Here is an 18,951-nt window from a genome sequence, read left to right as displayed (position 1 = left end):
TTACCAGTGCAATTTATAATCCGTCTCCTGTGCGGCCTATGTATTTAGTGCCGGGCCATGTTGGAGCGAGGTAGGTTGTTCCGGTTTTATAGGATTACTTACCCGATTATTGTGGTATAAATAATTTTTAACTAAAATAATATAGCAACAATGGGAAAAGCAAAATTGCTGATTGATGAGCTGGTACGAAAAAAAGCTCAGGGCGATGCATTTCAAGAAAGGAATGTACGCATAAAATTGATATTGAAGGGTATAATGCCCGATAAGATTACGGCTGATACGCCTGATACAGACGAGATGATTGCCAAAATTTACGAGGTAGCTGAAAATTTTAACATACAGCTTTCGAATTAACAGTTTTAAAGTAAATATAATGAAAGTAAAAATAGCCCACTCCACAAAGCAGGATATAGATGGTATCCTGAAAGATATAAAAATGCAAATTGGAGATTGCGATCCAAAGTTTATTCAGTTTTACGCTTCTCCAACCATAAATCCCGAAAAAATAAGTAGGGGAGTTTACGAGATGTTCGAGCAAACACCAGTTATTGGTTGCAGTTCATCGGGGGAAATTGTTTCGGGTAAAATGCTCGAAAACAGTATTGTACTTATGGCGCTTGGTGAGGAAATTGTTGAGGATTGTAAAATTGAAGTACTGACCGATATCACCGAAGATATTTTGGCCGTTGACAAAAGTTTTGTAAGGTTAAAGGACTACTATGGAGAAGATTTATCGCAATTAGATACAAAAGAACATGTGGGCTTGTTGCTCATAGATGGTTTGAGCGGCATGGAAGAAAAGATAAACGAACGTATTGGAGACTTAACCAATATAACCTTTGTGGGAGGCTCGGCCGGCGACAACATGGCTTTTAAAAAAACCTATGTGTATGCTAATGGCGAATATTACAGCAACGCAGCTGTAATAGCTCTGTTAAAATGTAATACAGCATTTAGTGTGCTTAAAACGCAGAGTTTTAAAAGTTTAAATAAAAAAGCTCTTATTACAAAATCCGAAGCCAGAAGGGTTATGGAAATAAACGGCAAGCCGGCTAGTACAGAGTATGCCCGTTTAATGGGCACTAATGATGAACTTGTGGAAAACCAGTTTTTTACTCATCCATTGGGTATTTCTGTAGTTGGTGATTACTTTGTCCGCAGTCCGCAAAGGGTTGATGGTAATGATGTTTTATTTTACTGTGGCATTAACGAAGGAGTCGAATTGGAATTATTGGAGTCTCAAGATATTATTGAAAGCACCAAGCAGGATTTAGCTGAGAAAGTACAAGAGCTGGGTTCTGTCTCGGCACTTATAAATTTTAATTGCATGTTTCGCACGTTGGAGCTACAAGATAAAAATCAAACCAATGCCTATGGTAAGCTCTTTGCAGACATACCCACCGTTGGTTTGAGCACCTATGGCGAGAGTTATATCGGCCATATGAATCAAACGGCAACAATACTGTTATTTAAATAATTAAAAATGGTATTCCATAGATGGCACCCGGCAAAGGCAGGGTGCCATCCTTATAAGGATTATTCCTTTGTTTTTGCTTCATCCCATATTTTATCCATTTCGGATAGTGACATATTTTTTAAGTCGATACCCTTTTTAATAGTTTTTTCTTCGAGATAATTGAAACGTGCTATAAACTTACGGTTGGTTCTTTCTAAGGCATTTTCGGGGTTTACGCCATACAGGCGTGCGGTATTTATAATGGAAAACAGTAAATCGCCAAATTCGGCTTCTATCTTGTCGGAATCGCCTTTGGCAATTTCGGCTCTTACCTCTTTTAATTCTTCTTGTACTTTGTTCCATACTTGCTCACGGTTTTCCCAATCGAAACCCACACCTCGAGCTTTATCCTGTATTCGATTGGCTTTAACCATGGCCGGTAACGAATGAGGTACTCCTGCCAATACCGATTTGTTACCATCTTTTTCTTTCAGTTTAAGCCGTTCCCAGTTTTCTTCCACCTCTTTCGCATCGTTTACTTGCGTGTTGCTAAAAATATGCGGATGACGGTACACCAATTTTTCGTTCAGGGAGTCAATTACATCTTTAATGGTGAATTGATTTTTTTCTTCACCTATTTTGGCGTAAAATACAATGTGCAGGAGTAAATCTCCTAATTCTTTTTTTATGAGTGCCGGGTCATTTTTAATAATAGCATCAGCCAGTTCATAGGTTTCTTCAATGGTAAGTGTACGCAGTGTTTTATTGGTCTGTACTTTGTCCCAAGGGCATTTTTCTCTCAGCTCATCCATTATATGGAGTAATTCTTCAAAGGCCGTCAGTTTTTTTTGCATTATGTTTTGTTTTTCTGTGTCGATTTATGAATAAAGTTTAAATGTAATATTTATTTCGGTGAAACGCTTTTAGTGCCTTGTATTAGATTTACTGATTTTTGTTGTTTCTTTGTAAGCATTATTGTTTATTTTATGATATGATAGAAAAACTGATTTACCTGAATTCTGTTGATTTAATTGAGTTTTTGGGTGTTAAAAACGTAAAGCTTGATTTGTTGAAAAACAGATTTCCCAAATTGCGTATTATTGCCCGTGGCGACTGGCTTAAGGTTATGGGGGAGGAGGAGGAGGTACTTAACTTTGAAGAAAAAGTACACCTGTTGCTCGAGCACTATAATGAGTACAATGTACTTAGCGAACATTCCATATTGGAGATTGTGGAAAGTGGAGCAGTAGGCAGAACTAAGGAGGTAAATGATGTTATATTGCACGGCATTAACGGAAAACCCATACGAGGACGCACACCCAACCAAAAATTATTTGTGCAGGAGTACGAAAAAAATGACCTTATCCTTGCCGTGGGTCCGGCAGGTTCGGGAAAAACATATACCGCCATTGCCCTTGCTGTGCGAGCGCTTAAAAGGCGAGAGGTACGCCGAATTATCCTTAGTCGCCCGGCGGTAGAGGCAGGGGAGAAGCTGGGTTTTTTACCAGGTGATATGAAAGAAAAAATAGACCCCTATTTGCAGCCTTTATATGATGCACTGCAGGACATGATACCTGCAGCTAAATTAAAAGATTATTTAGAAAACGGAACTATACAAATTGCCCCCCTGGCTTTTATGCGTGGACGTACCCTAAACGAGGCTTTTGTAATACTGGACGAGGCACAAAACGCCACTACCAATCAAATTAAAATGTTTTTAACACGCATGGGGCAAAGCACTAAATATGTGGTCACCGGCGATATTACACAAATTGATCTACCACGCAAATCTATGTCGGGATTAGTGCAGGCCATGCGAATTTTAAAGGGAATAAAAGGGATTAAAACAATACTTTTTGATGTTAACGACATTGTGCGTCACCCCTTGGTGCAACGCATTGTGGATGCCTACGATAAGAGGAAACCAGGCGAAGAAGTCAAAACACAATAAAGGCTACCTCTTAGGCAAATTATTCGATTAAAAGGCTGTTTTAAGGAGTTTTAATTCGGCAAAGCACTTTAATTCAAACTTCAGGAAGGTGTGAAATTCATAAAACTTTTCTATAACCACGCAACAAAGGTGTTTTTTTGCCTCATAGGTTTCATATAAATATCCAAAATAAACTATTAACAATTTGAAAATGAAAAACACCCTATTAATCATTCTAACACTTGCACTGGCCTTGGGCAGTTGCAAAAAAGAGGAGTCGGTAATGGAAAAGGATGATAAAACTATCCAGAAATACCTTGACAGTAATGACATAACAACGGCGATAAAAGACCCTTCGGGTGTATATATTCAGCATATAAAGGAAGGTACAGGTGAGAGCCCCATTTTAAGCGATAATATTAAGGTAAAATATGAGCTGTACAATCTGCCTTCGGATACGCGGGTGCCGCAAACCGATGATCCAATAACATTTAAATTGTCGGAATTAATACTTGGCTGGCAAATCGGTATCCCCTATATGAAAAAAGGTGGTGCGGCCTACCTTTATGTTCCGAGCAGCTACGCTTATCGCGACGGTAAGGTGCTAAAGTTTAAAATTACTTTGATTGATTTTTAGGCAGCCTGCAAAGTACTTGTAGCGAAAAAGCTATGCGCACCTGTAGGCATAGTCTGTTACGTCCTATTAATACGTAATCAATTGACATGCCGCACCCATAAATTCCATACGCCCAATGCACATTGTCAAATATGAATTTTCGCCTGGTGGCTGCATTTGGTTAAACAGGTGTGCATTGATCCGTAAATAAAAAAATCAGCTTAAAAAAAATGATTGTGACAAACCAATCGGTACTGGCATAACAATCTACCAGCCTATTTTAAAAGGATTTTCTGATTGTAAAAATACAAGCCTGCTCGTGACAACATTTCCCAAGTTCGATTTGGGAGACAAGCGCTCTCTGCCCGTCGCAGTCTGCCGGTATCTGAGGGATAGGAATCAATCGAAAGCCTGAAACCTGGCAGGGTATAGCTGATAGGGGATGTATAAAAAAGAAGGCCGACCCCCGCGGGGTCGGCCTTGAATATAGCTTGATTGTTCGCTTCTTTTTAGTTGTCCTCAACAGCTTCCAGGGTGAGATCCCAAGTTTCGTTTTGGCCACTGTACACTTTAAACGATACTTTATACACCTGGCCTAAAGCCACCTCGAAATTTGTTTTGAGAATTTTCGATATTTTTTCTATCCGTACCTCTTCACTCTCCTCGTCCTTGCCTTCTCGTACGTCAAAATTATAATACCTACCGTTACCTACCAATTCGTAGTCGGCATCGGTTAGTTCGTATTCCACCGTAAATGCTTTGTCGGATTTTACGAATTTAATCGGGGGTATCCACGACCATTCCATACCGTCGAACTTAAACAGTTCGGATTTGGGGTTTACAGAACCCAACAACGACCAGGCGGTGCCATCATATTTGTAAACTGCGTATCTGTCGTAAAAACTTCTGTACACCACACAGGCATAATTGCCCGCACCTTTGCCCTCTGCCATCTGGGCAAATTCAGCAATTTTGGTTTGTGCATCGGAGATAGAATAAAAATTAGGGTAACGTTCGCCCAAAAGATCATAGTCATCTCCACTTAAGGTATAAAATGCATCCGGCTTTTTGCTCAGTACTTCGGTAGAAAAATCGTCGTTAACTTTTACATATCTGGTATCTCCCTGTGAGGCAATAACATATTTAGCAGTTAGCTCCGAACCCGGATCCATTAAACTGAGAGGGATATTATTTGTGAACAATAGGGCAATGGATGCCTTTGCCAGGTCGTCATTGGTAAAATTAGAATAGGATTGACCCATGAGTTTATATTCATCGTTACTAATTTCATACGCATTATCTTCATCAACCGACGGCCTGGAATAATAATCGTAGGTAATTCTCAATTCAATCCCGGCCTCTTTGGTATAATAGTTCTTATTCAGAATTTCCGGTACATAATCTTTAGCGGGAAGCGATTCCGAAAAATTCTTGAAATTGTTAACATCTTTATTTGACGACAGTGCGTAATCCTCTTCGGTTAAAACATAAGGGCCTTCGAGCGGTGTTTTGCCAATGTTAAAATTGGACTGTCGATCATCCAAACCGTCAAATTGATCGGTTACGTCCTCGCAGCCCATCAAACCAAACAGAGCTGCTATAATGGTTATATTTAAAATCTTTTTCATTTGTTTAAAAATTAGCAAAACCCTGATAGCCAGTGCAATTTATAATCATCCTCCTGTGTGGCCTAATTATTTGCTCCGGCTATGCCGGTTTCATCACATTAAAATTATTTGTTTACATATAGCATTCGAAGTAACTTGCCATTCATGCCGCTCTTGTTCGAGAAAGAACTCTTATAGTCTGTCCCGACACTTCGGGGGCTCGTTTCATCATGCTAATTTTATAACTAACGGTTCCTTTAAAAATTTAATTTAAGGCTTACGGACCAAGTACGGCCAAAACCATAAAAAACGTAGGCATCTTTCCATGTGTCGTTGGATCCACTCTCGGCATCGGTGATGTACACTGCATCGAACAAGTTGCTTACCTTACCAAAAAGGGATGCGTCGAAACTGCCAAACTTAAAGCGGTAGCTGGCATTGGCATCAAATACGTTGGCCGATGGAACTTGCCAGGTATCTTCTCCCTCCAGATCGTCGATATTTCCATAATCGGCAAACAACCTATCGTAATAGTTGTAGTCGATTCCTACTTTAAAACCATCTAAAAAGTTGTAGTTAACACCTAAGGCAGCGGTTGTTTGTGCTGCATCGCCAATATGCACATCTCCAATGTTCAACAACACTTTTTCAGCTTCATTGGGGTCAGTAACAATCTCCTTGTCTCTGTTCACAAGGTTACCGTCGCGGTCCATCATAAAAGCTTCTACATCATCCACCCATTGCCAGTCACCGTACGATCCCATGGCGGTAATCTCCAAATTTTTGGTGGGTTTGTATTTTAAATCAAGTTCAATTCCCTGGTGCAGGGCGTTCACTCCTTGTGCATTCACCCTGCCCAGGTCTGGATCCTGGCTGTCAATGGCATCGGTAAACGACTTATCGCGCCATTCGGTTCTGTACAGGTTCAGGTTGGCATGAACTTGTGCTGTTCTGAGGCCATAACCCACTTCGGTAGAGAATATCTTTTCGTTTTCTGCACCATCGTTCATGCTGTTGCTGTTGTTGCTCGAGAGGAATACATCGTCAAAAATAGGTGCCCTGGAAAAATATCCTATGTTGGCAAATACATTATGAATATCTGTCAAGTTATAGTTGGCACCTCCCTTGACACTGAATCCGATAAAATCAATTTTATCCGATTTTTTTTCATTCTCGGCATAGTACATGTTGTCTACTCGCCAATAGGTAGTATTGGAGAGCGCTCCCGAAAGAAATGCGGCCAATCGGCCTTTGTTATATTCGGCCTGAGCAAAAGTACCCGACCACATTACATGACCCACATAATCGCGGTAGATTTTATCGCCGTGCAATAATTCCTTCTGGGTAAATGAAAGGTCGTTCTTTTTGTGGGCCACTCTAGCTCTGTATGGGTCTATAAAAAACGCACCCCCTAAAAGATCCTCTATTTCGTTGTTGTGGTCTCCTTCGTAATATCTAAAATCAATACCTCCGTAAAAGTCGATGGAGTTTACTCTTGTGTTATAGGTAGAGATGGCACCCGCCCAGCGGTGGCTGTTGTTAGATATACTTATTATGGAAGTGGCGCCATCCGGGTTTTCGGCATTCACTTTTTGAATAGCTGCATAGTCCTTGTAACCGTCAAGGGTCCTGTACGTGTCGTCAGTCCCGTACAACCAACTGCGGTTATCGCCACGGGCAGAGTGTCCTCCGCCATTACCAACTGAACCGTATAACGATGTGCTCCAACTTGATTTTTCGTTAATGTTCCAGTAATGGTTCAGCGAAAATTGGGGCTTGTGATAGAAGTTCTTGGCCGATGATTTACGTACTCCGTTTACTCCAAAGCCATAAGTACCGTTGTATTTATATTTATCTTTTTTAGTCTCCCAGTCCATTATCGAAAGTTTGTCGAACCTGCTTCGCTGGTAGTGCCATTGCTTGGCACCAAAAGCGGTAAAGGATAGCTGGTGGTTGTCGTTAATCCTTTTGGCAACGTTCAAAAAGTAGGAGTATCCTTCAAACTCGGTGCCTTGAATATATCCGTCGCCGGTTGTTTTTGCACCCAGGAGGGTCATTGCCCAACCTTTTTCGTTAAGCCCGGTAGATACGTTGAAGGAAACCTTTTTGTAGCCATCGTTACCCACTGATGTTGCAATAGAACCACCTTTAGTGGCATCGGTGGTTTTTGTTAAGATATTGATGGATCCACCGATTGAAGGAACGGCCACCTTTGATGCTCCCAATCCGCGCTGTACCTGCATTGATCGGGTCACATCCGCAAGCCCGGCCCAGTTACTCCAATACACTCTGCCGTTTTCCATTCCGTTTACGGGTATTCCGTTTATCATAACGGCCACGTTGGGCGAATCAAATCCTCGAACGTTGATACGTCCGTCGCCAAATCCACCACCATCTTTGGTAGCATATACCGAGGGGGTTGATTTGAGTATCTCCGGAAATTCCTGCGTGCCCAGTTTTTCCTCTATTACCTGTGGCGACAAAGTAGATAGTGCAACGGGTGTTTTGCGGTCCACAGCTACGGAGGCTATTACTGCCACTTCGTTAAGGCCTACAGAGGAAGATTCCAGCTTAATAGTTCCTAATTTAAGGTCGCCATCTACCCGAATAGCTTTTGTTTGCTCTACATATCCCAAATAGGATAATACAAGCGTGTAAGCACCGTTTTCGAGATTTAGTGCGAAAGTACCGTCCAGTGAGGTAATCGTTCCTACACCGTTGTCTGATTCTAAAAAGATGGCCGCCCCTATCAGGGGTTCCTTCGTGTCGGCGTCCACCAATTTACCGGATACTTTACCCTGGGCAAAGACTGCCATGGGAAGGGCCAGCAATATACTGACCACATAGAGCTTTGTCATTAAATTTTTCATTTTCAAAAATTGATTTAAGGTTGAATAAACGTTTTAAAGCTACTCAAATTTTTGAATTTTTTGATGTAAAAATGAATAAAACCGACCAGCAAGTCGGTTGTTTGAAGGTTAACCTGGCCTAACAGATTGTTATAGCTGAGGTAATTACCTTTTTATAGATAAAGATTTTTTTTCTTGAAAGTTTATCTTGATGCGCCGTTCCAATATAAATCAAAGGCTTCGTTAAATTCTTTTTTAAATTTATACATGGGGTTGCCCTGGGAAAGAAAATAATTGGCCATAGATCGGGTAAAAGCAAAGTCAAAATAGGTAATCAGGTGGGTGTCGTAGTTTTTCATCACACCCATATTTACCTTCTGCAAGATATTTTTTTGCGGACCGCTTAAAGTTTCACGCACCGAGAGTGCATGAATTTTTATATAGGGGCTGGCCTCAAAACTATTGATGTAGGCAAAACGCTTGGGGTTTTTTATGAACCAGCTCACTATTTTTCCGAATACGTCTTTGGTATAGGCCTGCGGGTCGTCTGTTTCCGACATTTCCGACACGCATTCTTTTTCAATCTCAAACATCAGGGTTTTGTATATCTCCACAATGAGCTGATCTTTGCTTTTAAAGTAATGATAGAGTGTTCCTTTGGCTATGCCTACTAGTTTTATCAATTCGTTGGTAGAAGCCGTAAAGCCTTTGTTAACGAATAATTCTACGGCTTCGTTTATAATAATTTCCTTTTTTGTAGGCTTTCGTTTTTTATTCATCGAAGGGATGTTTATTTCCTTAAGAGTGCAAGTTGTTTTCCCTTCATAAAAATACATTAATGTTGGTTAAAAACAAGAGTTGCTTATGCGGTGATTTCATTTTTACTTTAAAATAACATCGGTTCTGCTACCCGGTTTTATATTTTCAACCTGTTTTTGTCCAAACCGGCACTATTAAGGGTGGCCTGGTTTATTATAAAAACCACCTTGCTTGCTAGGCTGTATATAAAAAAGCCACTTCAGAAATTATATTCTTTAGTGGCTTAAGATTGCTATGCTATGTATGTTATTAATAATATATTCTCACCATTTTTTTTAAAGCTATATGATACAAGTATATTTTAATAACATTTTTAAGGCAAGCTACATAAATAAACATGACTCCCCGGAAAACCAGAAAGTCATGTCTGTTACTTTTGTTTTTTTAAAACGATTAACCTTTCTGGCGTACTTTTGAACCCAATAGTGCATAGTACAAAATATACAATTCACCGAGGATAACCAGTGTCCAAGTCCAAGCCCAGTTGCCACCCAGCGCATCGGCCATCATTCCTTGCAACAAGGGCAGAATAGCGCCACCGATTACACCAATCATGAGGGCACCTGAAGCTTTGGAGGTATATTTGCCAAGATCGGCCACGGCTAGTGAAAAGATTCCGCCCCACATAATGGAGTGTAATAAACCAATACCCACCAAAAACCAAGGATTACCTGAAATCATCGAGATTAAAACCAGAACAGTAGCGCCTACAGAGGTAACCACCAGCTGCGTCTTGGCAGAAATTTTACTTAAGGTACTGCCAATTAAACGGCCTACCAACATACCACCCCAGTATAAAGTGGCCATTTTAGCGGCTGCCTCGGCGAAGGAACCGCCCAACCATTCGGCATACACGTTTATGTTGGCACCAATTGCCACTTCAACACCCACATAGAAGAAAATACCAATCACACCTAACTTCAGGTGGGAGAAGGACCAGATGCTTTTCTCCAGTTTTTCACCGCTTACGTTGGTTGTACCTTCAATGTTAGGCAAGGACAAACGGCTTACAACAAAGACTACCAAGGCAATGGTAATGGCCAACAACATAAATGGTATGATTACTTTATTGATGTCCACCTCGGCCATGGAAGCGCCACCGAACACAAGACCCGATACAAAATACGGAGCAGAAGTGGTACCAATGGAGTTGGATGAACCACCGATGGTGATGCGTTGAATAGCACTTGTTCCTTTTACCTCACAGGCCGTCAGGTAAGGGTTAATTACCACCTGCATAATAGTTGCGGCTGCACCCACTACGAAAGAACCAATAAGAAACACAAAGAAGCCCAAGGGTATACCGGCTATAACAATACCGTCCTTCATGGAGCCCAGGTAGGCAGATCCAGCCGTAATTAACAGGCCAATTACCATCACACCCAGAGCACGCAGTAAGGTTTTTTTATACCCAAAACGATCTACCCATTTCGAACCTGTATTACCTGTTAGCGGATAAGCTAAAAACCAGGCAAAAGTAACCATAATGGTTAATGTGTTTTTAATGGACTTAATACTATCTGCGCCTAAAAATGCTTCGCGCAAGGGTGTTTGAAACTGCTGAAACACCACGGTTAAAAAACCAACAATAAAAAACAGGAATACCATTGTTACAAATGGCCCCAAATAACTCTTCTGTTTATTCATAATTTTAAATAGTTAACATAGCAGCCAACTTTATCAAATGATAAGGTTAACCCTATTTGCTTCTAGTTTGTATTAATTAATTTGAATTTATGTTTCTATTGCTTATTAATATAATATCGTTGCAAACAATCTGCGTGTTTTAAAACGGTAGCAATATAATACTTAAAAACGCATGTTTGACATTTAACACAAAAAAAGCGCTTATAAAAAATAGTTTTAAATTATTTATTTTGGCTAAACGTATTTAACCGGAGGGTAGACGATAACGGCAAGTATGCTGGCTAAGTAATAGATGAGCCGGCTGTTAATAAGCGCAGTTATCGCTATCCTCTTATTTAATCTTCGTAGCTATTACAAAAATCGATAAACACAAGTATGTTTATAAGTTTCTCCTGGTCGGAGAATAGCGTTAGGGAAGTTATCCTTGTTTGGCGAATCCGGAAATATTTGTGTTTCCATGGCCAGACCTGCCCATTTTTGTATGGGTTTACCTAATTTTCCTATCTCTGTACTGTCGAAATGGCTTCCCGTATAAATCTGTATACCCGGCTGGTCGGTATAAACTTCCATTTCGCGGCCGCTCGTGGGATCTTTTAATCTGGCTGCCAGCTTTAAGTTCCCATCGTAACCGCTTATCACAAAATTATGGTCTATGCCATCCACTATCTTAACCTGAGGATCATTGCTATGGCATGTTTCGCCTATTGTTTTGGCATCTACAAAATCCATAGCAGTACCTTTTACCGGTGCTATTTCGCCGTTAACGGTGCCTATATCGGCAGAAATAGGCGTGTAATAATCGGCGTTCACCTCCAGTAGATGATCTTCGATGTTGCCCGTTCCTGCTCCTTTTAAATTAAAATAGGCATGACTGGTGAGGTTAACAATGGTTGGCTTTGTAGTTTGAGCCGTATAATCTATCACCAGTTCGTTATCGTTGGTCAAGCCATATATTACGCTAACGGTAAGTTCTCCGGGATATTTTTGATCACCATCCGGACTTGTGAGCGATAGTTTATAAGCTTGCGCATACCTGCTGTCGGCATATGGTTCAACCTCCCATACGCGGCTGTTAAAGCCATCGTGTCCACCATGCAAATGATTGGGGGCGTTGTTGATGTCCAATTGGTATTTTTTTCCATCGAGTTCAAAAGTGCCTTTTACAATGCGATTGGCATATCGGCCACACAGGGCACCCAGATAAGCATCGCCGGCGAGTGTTTCTTCTATGCCGGGATAGCCAATCACTACATCGGTAATTTCGCCTTTGGCGTCGGGTACTTTCATTCCTGTTATCTGCCCACCTCTACCAATAAAGGTAAGCTCAACATTGTTTGCGTTCTTTAGCGTAAAAACATCTGAAGCTTTTGTCATTTCTAAAAATTTTTAAAGTTCTACTTTTACGGCACCTTTGGATCGGATAAACAGTACATGACAATTGCCTTTTCCAAATACCGGCTCTAAGGTTGAAATGTACGTATGTAGTGCGTCGTTGGGCACAAAAGCCTGAATGGTTCCTGCAAACCCTCCGCCATGAACACGCCAGGCGCCTTTACCTTTAAGTACTAGGTCGCTCAGGGCTAACGCCAAGGATACACTTTGATAAGCCGGATCGTTGCCTACATAAATATTTTGGTTGTACATGTACGAGCTGAACCCCGAATCGATAACCAATTGCAGAAATTTGTTAAAATTACCGGCTTCCAAAGCGGCTACCTCATCGACAACCCTGGCGTTTTCGGCCTGAAAGTGTATGGAGCGAAGTAATGCCCGGTCGCCAACTTTTTCGCGTATGGCAGGTATGGCTTCCACTACTTTTTCCATCGAAAGTGGACGCAGTACATCGTGCCCCAGTTCTTTAGCCACAGATTTCATTTCGCCGGGAAGTGCATTGTATTCTTCATCAAGTCCACCGTGGCTACCGCCTGTATTGGTTATTACTAAGGAGTAACCGGTGTGGGCAAAATCAAAATCGATTGCTTTAACAATCGGATTGCTGGCATCTTTAAAATCAATAGTAATAAAACCACCAACGGCACAGGCTGTTTGATCCATTAATCCGCAGAATTTTTTACAGGCGTGTTCGGCTTTTTGTCCTATCTTGGCATTGTCTACAGGGTCAAGCTTACCGTCGTTAAACAAATGGCTGAAAATGGCACCAATGAGCACTTCGATAGATGCCGAGGAGCTTAAACCGGAACCTTCGGGGACACAGCCATGTATAACAGCATCGAAACCACCTACTTTTAAACCAATTTCTTTTATTCCTGTAGCAATGGCTTTTACCAGGTTGCCCGGCGTAACCTTAAATTCAGTAATCTCTAAGTCGTTAAGGTCAACTTCAAAAGGGTCGAAACCAACAGATGTTATTCTTATCTTATCTGTTCCGTTGGGCGCTGCTACCGCAATATTGTCCAGGTTAACCGCACCGGCCAAAACACGTCCCAGTTGGTGATCCGTGTGGTTGCCTCCCACTTCGGTACGCCCGGGTGAACTAAATAGACTCACATCACTACTTTTGTAGATGCTTTTAAATTCGTTCATGTACTTTATGTAACGATCAGCTTGCTCTTTTAAAACAGACTTCTCAGTACCGTATAATTCTTTAAAAAATGGATTGTCACCACCGTTCAATTTCTCGATTAACGAATTAATCTGTGCCATGATTTTGTAATTTATTTATTAAGATGAATAGTTCTGTACTTTTTGCAATCCTTTTACCAGATAAGATTAATAGTTACTATCCGCTAAATAGTAGGTGTTTCTGGTTAATTCTTTTTAGTTATTGCAATAATAAGAAAAAAATATAACAAAATACCTACCAGTCCCTACTAGTTCAATTTTTTAACACTTAAGAAATGGCAGCTATGTTGTTGATGGTGTAAATGCATGGGTTTAAATAAAGTATACGCGGTTTTATCAATATCTATAATCTATTTGTAATATATTGCGTTTCTTTATATATAAGTATAAAGCGTAAATCGTTATTGTGATGAAAAAAGTTTTGATTGTTGATGATGCCTTGGATTCGAGGCTGGCGTTGCGCAGTATGTTAAAAAACTACAGATTACATATATTGGAAGCCAATGATGGGGTGGAGGGATGGCAGACTATAATAAAAGAAAGACCTGATTTGGTATTATTGGATTTATACATGCCTCAAAAAGATGGTTTTGAAATACTAAGAGACATGGCAAAGGAATGGATAGGGGTGCCTATAGTTGTAGTTTCAGGTGATACGCAGCAAAGCACAATAGATTCTTGTTTAAGCTCCGGGGCAAAGGCATTTTTAAAAAAACCGGTTAATGTAGTTGAGTTTAATGATGCGATTAAAATAATAGATTGAAATAATTATAGTTTGATGAAAGTACTTAGGGCTTAATTAAACGCATCTATACTAGCAACGATTAAAAAATATTTCAGCATAAAAAGCGATGCAATTAATTTTGTGTCGTTTTTTTTATGGAAAAACTCTACTTTGTACATTATATAGACAAACAAATATTAAAATATTATTTTATGAAAAAGTTATTGTTATTGTTAGTTGTTATTTATGGTTTTACGACAGCACAAGCACAAGGAGTTAAAAATTTTATAGATCAGCCCTATATTGAGGTAACCGGTAGCTCCAAAATAGAAATAGTGCCCGACGAAATTTATATTTCAATTGAGATTAAAGAAGATGATAGTAAAGGGAAGAAGGAAGTTGAGCAACTTGAAAAAAAAATGATTAGCGCACTCTCATCTATGGGTGTTGATGTGAAGCGTGATTTAAGCATACTTGATTTTTCAAGTGACTTTAAAGAGTATTGGTATAAAAAGTCGAGTATCCGCAATGATAAAAAATACCAGCTTATAGTAAACAGTGGCCAAATGGCGGGTCAGGTATATTACCAATTAGAAAAAATTGGTATTTCCAATTTGGCTATCCTCAAAACCGACCATTCCAAAATTGAGGCATTCAGGCAAGAGGTAAAGGTAAAGGCAATAAAAGCCGCTCAACAAAAAGCACGTAGTATGGCGGAGGCCATTGGTCAAACGATTGGCAAGGCGCTTTACGTGCAAGAGCGTAACTTTAGGCCCTATAGGAACCGGATGGTAAATAGGGCATTTAAAGCCGAAAGTGATGCTGCCCAGCGAAACATGCCCGATATAGATTTTGAAAAAATAGTACTTGAATATGAGATAGTTGTTTATTTTATGCTGGAATAAATACTGGGGTAATTCCCGGGAGTGCCAGGAACCTAAATGAGGTTGATGGCTTGGCAAGACAAACACAAGCTAACCTGAACAGGGCAAAACCTTTGCAGGGTTTTGGCTTGCTCAAGTTAGGCAGGGAGGGGTGTCTAAAAAGCACTCCCGGAGTGTATACTGAACTCTGTCCGATTATTTTTTTTCGGATGCCTCGTTGGTTTCAGGTTGTTTTACTTTGGCCTGGTAACCCAATTTATCAATAGCTTTATTAATTTTTTCGGTTGTGTTTTTGTCTTTCCGGAAGGTTACCGTTACCAGTTGATTTTTAATGTCTACCTCCACTTTTTTTACCCCTTTTTCGTAAGGGATGTTTTTCATTATCTTCTCCTTGCAAGTGTGGCAATCTACATTACATGTGTAGGTTACTTTCTTTAGTTTAGGATCGTCCTTGGCAAAAGTGCTTGCCATACCCATAAATAATAACAGGGTTACTGTCAATAACTTCATCTTTTTCATGATGTTTTGTTTTTAAATGATTATTTATTTCAGTAAACAGATATTAATAAATGGTAAGCTGCGGGGGTAGCACGGTATATCGTCATCTTAATACAATATTTTTCGACGGATCGTGTGTCGCCAACAGGCTGATCACTAATAGGTAATAATTATCCGTTGTCAATTACCTTACCCCACCACATCACCACCTTGTTATTCCTTACTTAAATTATACTTAACGCCCACGTATACCATTCCACCATAAAGGGGTCCCCATATCCTGCTGGCATCAAAATCAGTTCCGAAAGGGCTTTCTGGTGCTACGATGGCATCCTTTTGTTTAAAATTGCCTAGGTTTTCACCACCTACATAAACGCTCCAGTTACGGTAGTTTTTGGTAACCTGGGCTAATAGTATTACATAACGCTCCGATGTGTCGGGTCGGGTATTGGCTGGGGCGTTATTGCCCGTTGAAGGTAAACGCTGGTCGCCGTTAAACTGCGCTGTTACATCAAACTGCCACTTATCCATGTTAGTACGGTAGGATCCCGATAGTAAACCTTTGTATTTATTTACAAACGGAACTTCTTTTTCCACTCCATTAAATGTACTCTTTACATCGTTATGGCGATAGGCAGCGGTAAGGTCAAAACGTTTAAATAATTCATAGCCTGCTTCTATCTGAAAAATATTAGAGAAAGAATTACCATCCAGATTATAAAAATGTACTTCCTTGCTGTTTTGATCCATGTCTACCACCAACTGATTTTCAAAGTCGGTACGGTAAAACTCCAGACTCAGGTTTAAATTTCTTTGGCCCAAGGGGATTTCGTTAACCATGCTTAGTCCGTAGTTCCATGCTTCCTCCTGTTTTATCTTCTCATCAAAATAAAACACTTTTGAACTGGCCAATAGGTTGGAGTTTTCGCTAATGGCATCGGCGGTTCTATATCCTTTACCGGCACTGGCACGGAAGGTTACATAATCGGATAGGCTATACTTGGTATGTATTCTGGGTGTGAAAAATCCATCGTGCAGGCTGCTGTAATCGTAGCGCAAACCCGCCATAAGCGTAAATTTTGAATTGGGTATAAAGTTGTATTCGGCAAAAACACCGGGCACGGTTTCTTCGTATCCTACGTTATCGTTATCGTTATTAAAGAGTGCATCATTATTATCGTATACCAGGCTTGTGCCGATATTGTAGGTATGGCGGGTGTCGCCCAGGTAGGATTGATAAACGATACTGCCATAAAAATTTTGCTGTGTAACGTCAAATACCCTGTTGCCATAAAATGATTCTCTGTCGAAGTAATTGTACGACAGGATGGTGCCCAGGCTGCTTGCCTCACGATCGAAAATAAAACCATTTTTGGCAAAGGCATTGAAACGTTCTACATTTATTCCGATTCCATAAAGTGTTTGTAAGGCTTGTGTCTTGTTATGATCGTACCCTTTTTGACCACCTTGGCGCTCTTCATTTATATACGAAAACCCAAATTTAGATGAGAACGAATCGCCGGAATAATCCCATTGATTGATGAAGGTACCCATTTTGGCCTTGGGTTTATCCAAAAAGCCATCGTTGTTCATATCCATCTCCCTAAAATTACCACTCCCTTGCACCATAATGGAAGTGCTCCATTTTTCGTTTAAGTCAAAAGCATATCCAAAGGTTGATTCTACCTTTCCGTCCATGTTTCCATAGCTGTAAAAATGGAGGCGTTCCTCTCCGGCGGGTTCCTTTAACTGAATATTTATTTGTCCGGTAATAGACTCGTAGCCGTTTTTAACGGTGGCAGAACCTTTTGAAACTTGCAGACCGTCCATCCATGTGCCCGGGATATATTCCATCCCAAAGGCCGACTCGGCACCGCGCAAAGTGGGTATGTTACCTATGGAAAGTTGCGAATAACGGCCGGATAGTCCCAGAAGCTGTATCTGTTTAACACCTGAAACAGCATCGGCATAGGCCACATCAACCGAGGCATTGGTTTCAAAACTCTCCGAAAGGTTGCAGCAGGCGCACCTTTCCAGTTCTTTTTGCGATATATTTTGAACAAATTGGGGGGTCAGTTTCGAAATGGATGTATTGGGGCGGCGATAGGTTACGGTTACTTCGTCTAAATCTGCACCCTGACGCATAAACACCGTTATGGGCGAAGTGCCTTTTACAGTTATTGTATCGTTTTGATAGCCTACGTAACTAAAAACGAGTAATTGATTCTTTGTTTTGTTTTGTTCCAACAGAAAGTTACCTTGGTAATCTGTAACGGTGCCATGGGTAGTTCCTGCCCAATAAACATTTACACCTACCAGCGGAACGGTATTGTTTTCTTTTTTCTCCAATACTTTTCCTTTAATATTAGCGGCATAGGCCGACAAGGAAATTAGCATAGCGAAAGCGATTGTATATATCTTGCTCATCAATAAATATTTTGCGTGGTTTTAATTGTTTTTAGCATGGGAGCATTAGCTGCTTTTGTAAAGACACGTTCCCCTGCATCCTTTAATTATCAATGAAAGCCTTATCATTAAAAGCATTCATGGGGTAGCAAAATATTAACAAGCGATTTTTAAGGTGCGATATAAAGTCACCAACTGTGTACCACTGTACTGAAAAAGAGGTTTCTCGAGCGGAAGTTCCCGCCAACCTTCGGTAGTGAAAATGGTGTGATTGCTTATGCTTAAGCCTGGAGAAATGTTGGATAAGAATAATTCTAAGCAGATAGGTTTTGGCATGGCTTGCCTGTCAGAAGAATTATATTCGTTTTTAAGCTTTAATGTTTTTGTATAGGTTTTATGATCCGAGCAGCAGAAATGTTCTTCGTTGAAGTTCTCATTGAGCTTATCGTTGTGCTGCTCACAGCATTCTTTTTCAGGATGATGGATATGGCAATGGTCAGTTGCATTTTCCCTGCACTGATCGTAGGTGGAATCCATAAACATAACATATTCTACCGTGCTGCCGTGCTGACAATAATGATAAAAGAGAACCATCCCATTGGTGCTCAACAAGAACATAGCCAGGGTAAGGATGGCAATAAAACGCTTATTTATTTCTCGAATTATCATATATACAAAGAAAATAAATCCTTTTAAATTTTCGTGTTAAAAAAGTGTTAACGCTCTGTGTTGGATAGCTTGAGCGGTCTTATTTGGTTCTTTTTTACCTGTTTCATCAAATCTGATTTGGGGCCACAACCTCCGCACGAACTTCCACATCCATTGGTAACATTTGGTTGGTAGGCTTCCCAAATAGCTTTGCCAAATGAATAAGCAGTATATCCAAAGGCCCCAACTACACATGTCCACATTAATATCTCTTGTACCATAAC

The 18,951-nt window shown here is 40.4% G+C and carries 17 protein-coding genes; 6 read left to right on the top strand and 11 right to left on the bottom strand.

The window, feature by feature from the left end; translation table 11 throughout:
* Window positions 1-150 precede the first annotated feature (150 nt).
* The gene (locus FN809_RS04145; protein ID WP_142532188.1) at window positions 151-354 is read left to right on the top strand and encodes a hypothetical protein; all 204 of its coding nucleotides are present in this window, start codon (window positions 151-153) and stop codon (window positions 352-354) included.
* Window positions 355-373: 19 nt separating this feature from the next.
* Window positions 374-1,477: an FIST signal transduction protein gene (locus FN809_RS04140; protein WP_142532187.1), complete on the top strand. Its 1,104-nt coding sequence runs from the start codon at window positions 374-376 to the stop codon at window positions 1,475-1,477.
* Between the two features lie 59 nt (window positions 1,478-1,536).
* Here the strand turns inward: FN809_RS04140 and mazG are convergent, their stop codons facing one another.
* On the bottom strand, window positions 1,537-2,310 hold the full coding sequence (mazG, locus tag FN809_RS04135) for a nucleoside triphosphate pyrophosphohydrolase (protein WP_142532186.1): 774 nt from the start codon (window positions 2,308-2,310) through the stop codon (window positions 1,537-1,539).
* Between the two features lie 137 nt (window positions 2,311-2,447).
* Here mazG and FN809_RS04130 point away from each other — a divergent pair, with 137 nt between their 5' ends.
* Together FN809_RS04130 and FN809_RS04125 are read left to right on the top strand one after the other, a co-directional pair.
* Complete coding sequence (locus FN809_RS04130) at window positions 2,448-3,407, top strand: PhoH family protein (RefSeq protein ID WP_142532185.1); 960 nt, start codon at window positions 2,448-2,450, stop codon at window positions 3,405-3,407.
* Window positions 3,408-3,597: 190 nt separating this feature from the next.
* The gene (locus tag FN809_RS04125; RefSeq protein ID WP_142532184.1) at window positions 3,598-4,023 is read left to right on the top strand and encodes an FKBP-type peptidyl-prolyl cis-trans isomerase; all 426 of its coding nucleotides are present in this window, start codon (window positions 3,598-3,600) and stop codon (window positions 4,021-4,023) included.
* A 488-nt stretch (window positions 4,024-4,511) separates the two neighbouring features.
* Here FN809_RS04125 and FN809_RS04120 read toward each other — a convergent pair whose 3' ends face one another.
* The 6 genes from FN809_RS04120 to FN809_RS04095 all read right to left on the bottom strand — a co-directional run bounded on the left by FN809_RS04120 (window position 4,512) and on the right by FN809_RS04095 (window position 13,588).
* Window positions 4,512-5,630 carry a hypothetical protein gene (locus tag FN809_RS04120; RefSeq protein WP_142532183.1) on the bottom strand — a complete coding sequence of 373 codons (1,119 nt, stop codon included), beginning with the start codon at window positions 5,628-5,630 and terminating at the stop codon, window positions 4,512-4,514.
* Between the two features lie 236 nt (window positions 5,631-5,866).
* Window positions 5,867-8,479 carry a TonB-dependent receptor gene (locus tag FN809_RS04115; protein WP_142532182.1) on the bottom strand — a complete coding sequence of 871 codons (2,613 nt, stop codon included), beginning with the start codon at window positions 8,477-8,479 and terminating at the stop codon, window positions 5,867-5,869.
* A 182-nt stretch (window positions 8,480-8,661) separates the two neighbouring features.
* Window positions 8,662-9,237, bottom strand: a complete 576-nt coding sequence (locus FN809_RS04110) for a TetR/AcrR family transcriptional regulator (RefSeq protein WP_142532181.1) — start codon at window positions 9,235-9,237, stop codon at window positions 8,662-8,664.
* A gap of 433 nt (window positions 9,238-9,670) precedes the next feature.
* Complete coding sequence (locus FN809_RS04105) at window positions 9,671-10,924, bottom strand: MFS transporter (RefSeq protein ID WP_142532180.1); 1,254 nt, start codon at window positions 10,922-10,924, stop codon at window positions 9,671-9,673.
* A gap of 351 nt (window positions 10,925-11,275) precedes the next feature.
* Window positions 11,276-12,298, bottom strand: a complete 1,023-nt coding sequence (locus FN809_RS04100; protein WP_142532179.1) for an aldose epimerase family protein — start codon at window positions 12,296-12,298, stop codon at window positions 11,276-11,278.
* Window positions 12,299-12,310: 12 nt separating this feature from the next.
* Window positions 12,311-13,588, bottom strand: coding sequence for a galactokinase (locus tag FN809_RS04095; RefSeq protein WP_142532178.1), 1,278 nt, complete (start codon window positions 13,586-13,588; stop codon window positions 12,311-12,313).
* 328 nt (window positions 13,589-13,916) lie between these two features.
* Between FN809_RS04095 and FN809_RS04090 the strand changes: the two genes are divergently transcribed.
* A complete protein-coding gene (locus tag FN809_RS04090) occupies window positions 13,917-14,270 on the top strand; it encodes a response regulator (RefSeq protein WP_142532177.1) in 354 nt (117 codons plus the stop codon).
* A gap of 173 nt (window positions 14,271-14,443) precedes the next feature.
* Window positions 14,444-15,136, top strand: coding sequence for an SIMPL domain-containing protein (locus tag FN809_RS04085; protein ID WP_185957431.1), 693 nt, complete (start codon window positions 14,444-14,446; stop codon window positions 15,134-15,136).
* Between the two features lie 174 nt (window positions 15,137-15,310).
* Here the strand turns inward: FN809_RS04085 and FN809_RS04080 are convergent, their stop codons facing one another.
* The 4 genes from FN809_RS04080 to FN809_RS04065 all read right to left on the bottom strand — a co-directional run bounded on the left by FN809_RS04080 (window position 15,311) and on the right by FN809_RS04065 (window position 18,948).
* Window positions 15,311-15,634 carry a heavy-metal-associated domain-containing protein gene (locus FN809_RS04080; protein ID WP_142532175.1) on the bottom strand — a complete coding sequence of 108 codons (324 nt, stop codon included), beginning with the start codon at window positions 15,632-15,634 and terminating at the stop codon, window positions 15,311-15,313.
* Between the two features lie 192 nt (window positions 15,635-15,826).
* Entirely contained in the window at window positions 15,827-18,040 is a 2,214-nt protein-coding gene (locus FN809_RS04075) for a TonB-dependent receptor (RefSeq protein ID WP_142532174.1), read from the bottom strand.
* A 135-nt stretch (window positions 18,041-18,175) separates the two neighbouring features.
* Window positions 18,176-18,688, bottom strand: coding sequence for a hypothetical protein (locus FN809_RS04070; protein ID WP_142532173.1), 513 nt, complete (start codon window positions 18,686-18,688; stop codon window positions 18,176-18,178).
* Window positions 18,689-18,735: 47 nt separating this feature from the next.
* Complete coding sequence (locus FN809_RS04065) at window positions 18,736-18,948, bottom strand: FeoB-associated Cys-rich membrane protein (RefSeq protein ID WP_142532172.1); 213 nt, start codon at window positions 18,946-18,948, stop codon at window positions 18,736-18,738.
* Window positions 18,949-18,951: the final 3 nt, after the last annotated feature.

The sequence above is a fragment of the Saccharicrinis carchari genome (genome assembly GCF_900182605.1).
Lineage (GTDB): Bacteria > Bacteroidota > Bacteroidia > Bacteroidales > Marinilabiliaceae > Saccharicrinis > Saccharicrinis carchari.
Note: the sequence above shows the minus strand (reverse complement) of the source record. Positions and strands in the feature narration are given on the sequence as shown.